Raw genomic sequence first — 7,871 nt, 5'->3', positions numbered from 1 at the left:
GGTGAGGGTGGCGTGGGCCGGGGCCTTGGAGTCCCTGATGGCTATGTGCGGGTGGCGGTGGGCGACCTCCACGCAGGCGTCGCCCTGGCCGCCCCCGGAGAACGATGACTTCCGCCAATTGCCAGGGGTGATCATGCGGTCACAACTCCTTCGCCAGCCTGTGGATGAAGTCACGCGAACGCTCAGGTTCAAGTGACACCGCCTCCACCCTACGAAAGAGGGTTCGATAGCGGTTGAGCTGAGCCTCGGAGTCAATGAAAACGGGGCCGTTGGGGCCGTCGCGTACCACGGTGTCCAACTGTGGGACGGCGCCGCCCGCGTACACCATGGCACTTCCGGCGCCGCCGAAACCGTTCAGATCGAAGGGGATGACGCGCACGATGACGTGATCGGCTTCGGAGAGTTCCAGGACACGGATGAGTTGAGCCCGCGCAGCGATCTGGTCGCCGACCCGGATACGCAGGGCCGCCTCGTGGATCAACGTCTCGTACGGGATCGGATCGGGGCGCTCGATGATGATCCTGCGCTTCATCCGGTGTTCCACCCAGCTCTCCACGTCACTCCTTGGGAACTCCGGGTTCACGTAGGAGAAGAGGGCGCGGGCGTAGTCCTCGGTCTGCAGAAGTCCCGGGATGTGCAGGAAGTCCACGTCCTGTCGGTAGCAGGCGTGATGTTCCAACTCGGCGAGGTCGAGGAACGGTGTAGGCAGCGAACCTCGGTACTCCTCCCACCAGCCGCGAGTCCGGTCGGTCGCCATGACAACGAGGGCGTCAATGAACTCCTCATCCGTGGCTGCATAGTTGGCCGCCAGGCGGCGCAGCCGCTTTTCGCTCACGCCGGCGAGGCCCGCCTCGATCTGACTGATCTGCGCGGAGCTCACTCCGAGCAGTGCCGCCCCCTCGCGGGCCGCGAGACCTGCCGCGTCGCGAAGCCTGCGCAACTCGATCGCCAGACGCATCTGACGTGCCGTTGGCTCGCGCCTCAGTGCCACGACTACCCCTCCCAACGCGCCTGCGGGCGCGACTCGTTCGAGGGTCAGATTACGCGACCGGCTTGCGAAACTTAAAATGCTAGGTCTACCGTCGGTGACGCGACGCACACGCTGCGGCAATCCCGGGACACCGGAAGCGCACCACTCCGTCCTGCCACGACGGCTGTGGCACTGCCACCGCCCGCGACACCCCGCAGTCCTCCGAAATCCCCACCACTGAACCGGAGTTGACGCATGCCTGAAAACCCACCCGCACCCTGGGAGTACTGCCTCTACATCCCGAACGACCTGCGCGCCGTCACCGTCAGCCGCCGCACCCTCCGGCTGATCCTCACGGTGCACGGACTGATCCGGCTGGCCGGCACCGCCGAGCTTCTCGCGACAGAGTTGGTCGCCAACGCCGTACAGCACGCGAAGGGGCCCGCCGCCCTGCGGGTGGGTTGGTCGGCGGGGGTACTCCGGCTCGGAGCCTGGGACGCCGATCCCGAACCGCCGCAGCCGCCAAGGCGGTTGGAGGAACTCGGCGACGCGGAGGACGGCCGCGGCCTCGCACTGGTGCGGGCCTGTGCCGATCAGTGGGGCTGGCAGCCACTGTCCCGGAACGGCAATCCGGGGAAACTCGTGTGGTGCGAGCTCGCCGCGGCTTGAGATGACCGCCGGGGTCTTCGAACTTGAGCCGTGCGACCCCAGCCCTCCCCCGCCGGAACCTTCCCCGCGAAAGTGTGACACTCCAGCGCCAAGTGTCACGCTTTCTCGGGCCGCACCCCCTCCTGGCGTCGAGGTTCCCCACGCGGCGCCAACCGGGAACACCCGCCATGCGAGCCAGCGCGCCACGCCGTTCATCACAATCCGATCACGTCCCCTTGTTAACTCGCATGTAATCGATTCCAATCCTCCATGTAATCGATTCCACGAGGAGGTGGAACGGCGATGGCGAGCATCAAGGACGTCGCCGCCGGGGCCGGGGTTTCCGTGGCCACGGTGTCGCGGGTGCTGAATGACCATCCGTCGGTCAGTGACGACGCACGCACGCGTGTGCTGGCCGCCGTAGAGGCGCTGGGTTATCGCCCGAACGCCGTCGCCCGTTCGCTGCGCACCGATCAGACCCGCACCCTCGGGCTGGTCATCAGCGACGTGCTGAACCCTTACTTCACCGAGCTCGCCCGTTCCGTGGAGGAGGAGGCCCGCGCCCTCGGGTACAGCGTGATCATCGGCAACGCCGACGAGCGGCCCGAGCTTCAGGACCACCACGTGCGGACGCTGCTGGACCGTCGTATCGACGGACTGCTCGTGTCCCCCACCGACGGCGGCTCCCCGGGCATGTTGGACGCCGCACGAGCCGGGACCCCCATGGTGTTCGTGGACCGGTGGATCCCGGGGCTCGACGTGCCCGTCGTGCGGGCCGACGGGCGGGCCGCGATCCGGGATCTCGTCGCGCACCTGCACGGGCTCGGGCATCGCAGGCTCGCCATCATCGGCGGCCCCGCTGCCACCACCACCGGCAGTGAGCGCGTCGCCGCCTTCCGGGACGCGCTGGCCGAGTACGGGATTCCCCTCCCCGACGCCTACATCGGGCAGGGCGACTTCCAGGCCGAGAGCGGGCGGCGGGTGACCGAGGGGTTTCTCGATCTGGCCGAGCCGCCCGAGGTCGTGTTCGCCGCCGACAACCTGATGGCCCTGGGTGCCCTGGACGCCGTACGCGCGCGTGGGCTGCGGGTTCCGGAGGATCTCGCGCTGGCCGCGTTCGACGACATCCGGTGGTTCGTGCACACCGATCCGCCGATCACCGCGATCGCTCAGCCGACCGGTGACCTCGGGCGGGCCGCCGTTCGCGCGCTCGTCGACCGGATCGAGGGGCGGGTTCCGCAGTCCGTCACCCTCCCTGCCCGGCTCGTCGTGCGCCGCTCGTGCGGTGAGCCGGACTCCGCGCAACCCCCTGTTGGAACCACCCCGGTTCAACCTGTTCGAAGGAGCCAGTCGTGAGCAACCAGGACGAGTTGCTGCGCATCGAGGGCATCCGCAAGACCTTCCCCGGTGTCGTCGCGCTGGACGGCGTCGACTTCGATCTGCGCCGGGGTGAGGTCCATGTGCTGCTCGGTGAGAACGGCGCGGGCAAGAGCACCCTCATCAAGATGCTCTCCGGCGCCTACCGCCCCGACGGCGGCCGCATCCTGGCCGTCGGCGAGGAGGTGCGCATCCACAGTGCGCAGGACTCCGCGCGGCTCGGGATCGCCACCATCTACCAGGAGTTCAACCTCGTTCCCGATCTGACGGTCGCCGAGAACATTTTTCTGGGGCGGCAGCCGCGTCGGCTCGGGATGATCGACCGGAAGCGGATGGAGGCCGACGCCGCCGTTCTGCTGGAGCGGGTCGGCGTAAATGTGTCTCCCCGCGCGCGTGTCCGTGAACTCGGTATCGCGCGGCTCCAGATGGTCGAGATCGCGAAGGCGCTCAGCCTGAACGCGCGCGTGCTGATCATGGACGAGCCGACCGCCGTGCTCACCTCGGAAGAGGTCGAGAAGCTGTTCGCGATCGTGCGTCAACTGCGCGCGGACGGCGTCGGGATCGTCTTCATCACCCATCACCTGGAGGAGATCGCCGCCCTCGGGGACCGGGTCACCGTCATTCGGGACGGGAAGAGCGTGGGGGCGGTGCCTGCCTCCACCCCTGAAGACGAGCTTGTACGGCTCATGGTCGGGCGGTCGATCGAGCAGCAGTATCCGCGTGAACGGGCCGACGCCGGCGCCGCGTTGCTCTCCGTCGAGGGGCTCACCCGGGACGGGGCCTTCCACGACATCAGCTTCGAGGTGCGGGCCGGTGAGGTCGTCGGCATCGCCGGGCTCGTCGGGGCCGGTCGTACCGAAGTCGTACGGGCTGTCTTCGGGGCCGACCCGTACGACCAGGGGGCCGTCACCGTCTCCGGTGGGCTCGTCCCCAAGCATGACGTCAACGCGGCCATGGCTGCCGGGATCGGGCTCGTGCCCGAGGACCGCAAGGGCCAGGGGCTCGTGCTCGATCAGTCCGTGCAGGAGAACCTCGGTCTCGTCACCATGCGGGCCGCGACCCACGGCGGTCTCGTCGACCTCAAGGGGCAGCGCGAGGCCGCCGCGCGGATCGCGAAGCAGCTGGGCGTACGGATGGCCGGACTCGGCCAGCAGGTACGGACGTTGTCCGGCGGCAACCAGCAGAAGGTCGTCATCGGCAAGTGGCTGCTCGCCGACACCAAGGTGCTGATCCTCGACGAGCCGACGCGCGGCATCGACGTCGGCGCCAAGGTCGAGATCTATCAGCTCGTCAATGAACTCACCGCCGATGGCGCCGCCGTCCTCATGATCTCCAGCGATCTGCCCGAGGTCCTCGGCATGAGCGACCGGGTGCTGGTCATGGCCCAGGGGCGCATCGCGGGCGAACTCTCCGCCGGACAGGCCACGCAGGACTCCGTGATGGCGCTCGCCGTCAGCACACCCGGCACTTCAACCGAAGCGACTACCGCTCAAGCAACTACCGCTGTGGAGGGCCACCGTGGCCACTGACACGCTCAAGAGCACGCCGGGCGCGAGTGGCGCCTCGGGAATCCGCCGACTGCTCCTGGACAACGGGGCGTTGACCGCGCTCATCGTCCTCGTCATCGCCATGTCGGCGCTCTCCGGCGACTTCCTCACCACCGACAACCTCCTCAACGTCGGTGTCCAGGCGGCCGTGACCGCCATCCTCGCCTTCGGCGTCACCTTCGTGATCGTCTCGGCGGGCATCGACCTGTCGGTCGGTTCGGTGGCGGCCCTCTCGGCCACCGTGCTGGCCTGGAGCGCCACGCAGCACGGTGTCCCGGTCTTCCTCGCCGTCGTCCTCGCGATCGCCACGGGTATCGCGGCCGGCCTCGTCAACGGTTTCCTCATCGCCTACGGCAAACTCCCGCCGTTCATCGCGACGTTGGCGATGCTGTCCGTGGCGCGCGGGCTGTCACTGGTGATCTCGCAGGGCTCCCCGATCACCTTCCCCGACTCGGTCTCCCACCTTGGCGACACGCTCGGCGGCTGGCTGCCGGTGCCGGTCCTCGTGATGATCGTGATGGGGCTCCTCGCGGCCTTCATCCTCGGCCGGACGTACATCGGCCGCTCGATGTACGCGATCGGCGGCAACGAAGAGGCCGCGCGGCTCTCGGGGCTGCGGGTCTCGAAGCAGAAGCTCGCGATCTACGCCCTGTCCGGTGTCTTCGCCGCCGCCGCGGGCATCGTCCTCGCCTCCCGGCTCTCCTCCGCGCAGCCGCAGGCCGCCGACGGTTACGAGCTGGACGCGATCGCGGCGGTCGTCATCGGCGGCGCCTCCCTCGCGGGCGGCACCGGCAAGGCGTCCGGCACGCTCATCGGCGCGCTGATCCTCGCGGTGCTGCGCAACGGCCTCAACCTCCTTTCGGTGTCCGCCTTTTGGCAGCAGGTCGTCATCGGCGTCGTGATCGCGCTGGCGGTCCTGCTGGACACCGTGCGCCGCAAGGCGGGGGCAACTCCCGCCTCCGGTGCGGGCGGTGGCGGTGGCAGCAAGGGCAAGCAGGCGACCACGTACGCGCTCGCGGCTGTCGTCACCATCGCGATCGTCGGCGCGACCTCCTTCCTGCACAACGACTCCTCCACGTCTGCGAAGCCCAAGCTCGGTCTGTCGCTCTCCACGCTCAACAACCCGTTCTTCGTGCAGATCCGGTCGGGCGCGCAGGCCGAGGCGAAGAAGCTGGGCCTGGACCTGACCGTCACGGACGCGCAGAACGACGCCTCCCAGCAGGCCAACCAGCTCCAGAACTTCACCAGTTCCAGCTACGGCGCGATCATCGTCAACCCGGTGGACTCGGACGCGGCGAGCAACTCCGTGAAGGCCGCCGACAAGGCGAAGATCCCGGTCATCGCCGTCGACCGGGGCGTCAACAAGGCGGCCGTGGACACGCTCGTCGCCTCCGACAACGTCGTAGGCGGTGAACTCGCCGCCAAGACCGTCGCCGAGAAGCTGGGCGGCACCGGCAAGATCGTCATCCTCCAGGGCCAGGCGGGCACGTCGGCGGCGCGTGAGCGGGCGGAGGGCTTCGCCAAGGGGCTGAAGGCCTACCCGGGCATCCAGGTCGTCGCCCAGCAGCCGGCCGACTTCGACCGCACCAAGGGCCTCGACGTGATGTCGAACCTGCTCCAGGCCCACCCCGACGTGCAGGGCGTCATCGCCGCCAACGACGAGATGGCCCTCGGCGCGATCAAGGCGCTCGGCTCCAAGGCCGGCACGTCGGTCTCGGTCGTCGGCTTCGACGGCACGCCGGACGGCCTGACCGCCGTCAAGCAGGGCACGCTGTACGCGTCCGTGGCGCAACAGCCCAGCCAACTCGGCAGGATTGCCGTGGACAACGCGCTGCGCGCGGCTCAGGGCAAGAAGGTCGAGTCGACGGTCAAGGTGCCGGTCAAGGTCGTCACCAAGGAGAATGTGGCTGGGTTCACCGGCTGACGAGGACCGGTCCACCACTCCAAGTCACCACCGTGGGGAGTCAATTGATGTACGACTACGACCTCCTGGTCGTGGGATCGGCCAACGCCGACCTCGTGATCGGCGTCGAGCGGCGGCCGGGCGCCGGCGAGACGGTCCTCGGTTCCGACCTGACCGTCCACCCCGGCGGCAAGGGCGCCAACCAGGCGGTCGCCGCCGCCCGGCTGGGAGCCCGTACGGTCCTGCTGGCCCGGGTCGGCGACGACGCGCACGGCCGGCTGCTGCTCGACTCGCAGCGGGCCGCCGGTGTCGACACGGTGGGCGTCCTGGTCGGCGGCGCGCCGACCGGGGTCGCGCTGATCACGGTCGACCCGTCCGGCGACAACAGCATCGTGGTGTCGCCCGGCGCCAACGGAAAGCTGTTCCCCGTGGACGTCCAGGCCGCCGGGTGCCTCTTCCAGGCCGCCCGGGTGGTCTCCGTACAGCTGGAGATCCCGCTGGAGACGGTCGTGGAGGTCGTACGGAATCTCGCGGACGGCAGCCGCTTCGTGCTGAACCCGTCGCCGCCCCGGCCGCTCCCGGCCGAAGTCCTCGCCGCCTGCGATCCGTTGATCGTCAACGAGCACGAGGCGAAGGTGATCCTCGGGGACGCTTGTGTGAGCGAGCGGCCCGAGGACTGGGCGCGGATCCTGCTGGCGAAGGGGCCGCGTTCGGTGGTCGTGACGCTGGGGGCGGAGGGCGCGCTGGTGGCGTCCAAGGACGGGGTCACCCGGGTGCCGTCCGTGAAGGTGGACGCCGTGGACACGACGGGCGCGGGCGACGCGTTCACCGCGGCGCTGGCCTGGAAGCTGGGTGCGGGGCTGTCGCTGGCCGAGGCCGCGGAGTACGCGGCCAGGGTCGGGGCGGTGGCCGTCACCAAGAAGGGCGCCCAGGACTCCTTCCCGACGGCGGACGAGGTCGCCGCGCTGTGAAGAAGGCAGGGATTCTCAACCGTCATCTCTCCGGCGCGCTGGCCGAGTTGGGGCACGGGGACGGGGTGCTGGTGTGCGACGCCGGGATGCCGATCCCCCGGGGGCCCCGGGTGGTGGACCTGGCGTTCCGTGCCGGGGTGCCGTCGTTCGAGGAAGTGCTGGACGGGCTGCTGGCCGAGCTGGTGGTGGAGGGCGCGACGGCGGCGAGCGAGGTGCGCGGCGCCAATCGAGCGGCCACGGCCCTGCTCGACGCGCGCTTCCCCGACCTGGACCTCGTCTCCCACGAGCGGCTCAAGGAGCTGTCGGCGGGCGCGCGGCTGATCGTACGGACGGGCGAGGCACGGCCGTACGCGAACGTGCTGCTGCGGTGCGGGGTGTTCTTCTAGGAATGTGACAGATCGGGGTGGATGTGTAACGTTTTCAAATTCGAGGGGGCCCGGTCCGTCGACCGGGCC

General features: G+C 69.3%; 8 protein-coding genes. 6 read left to right on the top strand and 2 right to left on the bottom strand.

Annotated features, from left to right (window positions below; translation table 11 throughout):
• The coding region (locus AC31A1_RS41950) for a DUF397 domain-containing protein (RefSeq protein WP_489658337.1) at positions 1 to 135 on the bottom strand (135 nt) is incomplete at its 3' end.
• A 4-nt stretch (positions 136 to 139) separates the two neighbouring features.
• A complete protein-coding gene (locus AC31A1_RS41945) occupies positions 140 to 958 on the bottom strand; it encodes a helix-turn-helix domain-containing protein (protein ID WP_489658336.1) in 819 nt (272 codons plus the stop codon).
• Between the two features lie 267 nt (positions 959 to 1,225).
• Here AC31A1_RS41945 and AC31A1_RS41940 point away from each other — a divergent pair, with 267 nt between their 5' ends.
• The 6 genes from AC31A1_RS41940 to rbsD all read left to right on the top strand — a co-directional run bounded on the left by AC31A1_RS41940 (position 1,226) and on the right by rbsD (position 7,802).
• Positions 1,226 to 1,639: an ATP-binding protein gene (locus AC31A1_RS41940; RefSeq protein ID WP_489658335.1), complete on the top strand. Its 414-nt coding sequence runs from the start codon at positions 1,226 to 1,228 to the stop codon at positions 1,637 to 1,639.
• A gap of 282 nt (positions 1,640 to 1,921) precedes the next feature.
• A complete protein-coding gene (locus AC31A1_RS41935) occupies positions 1,922 to 2,974 on the top strand; it encodes a LacI family DNA-binding transcriptional regulator (protein WP_489658334.1) in 1,053 nt (350 codons plus the stop codon).
• On the top strand, positions 2,971 to 4,524 hold the full coding sequence (locus tag AC31A1_RS41930; RefSeq protein ID WP_489658333.1) for a sugar ABC transporter ATP-binding protein: 1,554 nt from the start codon (positions 2,971 to 2,973) through the stop codon (positions 4,522 to 4,524). Before AC31A1_RS41935 ends, AC31A1_RS41930 begins: the two co-directional genes overlap by 4 nt.
• Positions 4,514 to 6,466: an ABC transporter permease/substrate-binding protein gene (locus AC31A1_RS41925; protein ID WP_489658332.1), complete on the top strand. Its 1,953-nt coding sequence runs from the start codon at positions 4,514 to 4,516 to the stop codon at positions 6,464 to 6,466. Before AC31A1_RS41930 ends, AC31A1_RS41925 begins: the two co-directional genes overlap by 11 nt.
• Before the next feature lie 47 nt (positions 6,467 to 6,513).
• Positions 6,514 to 7,416, top strand: a complete 903-nt coding sequence (locus AC31A1_RS41920; protein ID WP_489658331.1) for a ribokinase — start codon at positions 6,514 to 6,516, stop codon at positions 7,414 to 7,416.
• The gene (gene rbsD / locus AC31A1_RS41915; RefSeq protein WP_489658330.1) at positions 7,413 to 7,802 is read left to right on the top strand and encodes a D-ribose pyranase; all 390 of its coding nucleotides are present in this window, start codon (positions 7,413 to 7,415) and stop codon (positions 7,800 to 7,802) included. The genes AC31A1_RS41920 and rbsD overlap by 4 nt, the downstream gene beginning before the upstream one ends.
• The last annotated feature ends 69 nt before the right edge of the window (positions 7,803 to 7,871 follow it).

It is taken from the genome of Streptomyces sp. P5F9 (genome assembly GCF_057961495.1).
Note: the sequence above shows the minus strand (reverse complement) of the source record. Positions and strands in the feature narration are given on the sequence as shown.